The sequence below is a fragment of the Gemmiger formicilis genome (genome assembly GCF_016901605.1).
In the GTDB taxonomy this organism is placed as follows: Bacteria; Bacillota; Clostridia; order Oscillospirales; family Ruminococcaceae; genus Gemmiger; species Gemmiger formicilis_B.
Window position 1 is genome coordinate 1 of the sequence record NZ_JACJKP010000365.1, and the last position, 694, is coordinate 694.

A 694-nucleotide genomic window follows, 5' to 3' on the forward strand; every position below is an offset into this window, starting at 1 on the left:
TCTGGCGGGCCTGTGTACCATCACCACCGACCAGGTGATGCCGGAACTGGCAGAGTGCGAATTCAAGGTCGCCTGCGATGTGACCAATCCGTTGTGCGGGGCGCAGGGCAGCAGCGCCGTTTATGGCCCGCAGAAGGGGGCCACGCCTGAAACCATTGCCTTGATGGACAGCTGGCTGGCCCGGTATTCGGAACTGGCGGCCCGGCAGTTCCCCGGCCGGGCAGACCCGGAACGGCCCGGCGCCGGTGCGGCGGGCGGCCTTGGGTTTGCCTTCCTGAGCTTTACCCGGGCGGAACTGGCTTCCGGCATTCAGATCGTACTGGAAGAAACTCGTCTGGCCGATTACCTGCAGGATGCGGATCTGGTAGTCACCGGCGAAGGCCGACTGGACGGCCAGACCGCCATGGGCAAAGCCCCTGTGGGGGTGGCCAGACTGGCCAAAACCTACGGTAAACCGGTGGTTGCGTTTGCAGGCAGTGTTACCGCCGATGCTGCCGCCTGTAACCACAGCGGCATTGATGCATTTTTCCCCATTCTGCGGGGGATCTGTACGCTGGAAGAAGCGATGGAACCCGGCAACGCCCGCCAGAACCTTGCCGCCACGGCGGAGCAGGTGTTCCGCCTGTGGTATGCGGGGCAGCAGGCTGCCAAAAACCGGTAATGGCGATGATTGCCGATGGCAAAAGTACGGAAT

At 63.3% G+C, this 694-nt stretch carries 1 protein-coding gene; it reads left to right on the top strand.

All coding sequences use genetic code 11. The features are described from left to right. Window positions 1–661, top strand: a 661-nt coding sequence (locus tag H6B10_RS14885) for a glycerate kinase family protein (protein WP_204652296.1), incomplete at its 5' end; no start/stop codon positions are given. Between the last annotated feature and the right edge of the window lie 33 nt (window positions 662–694).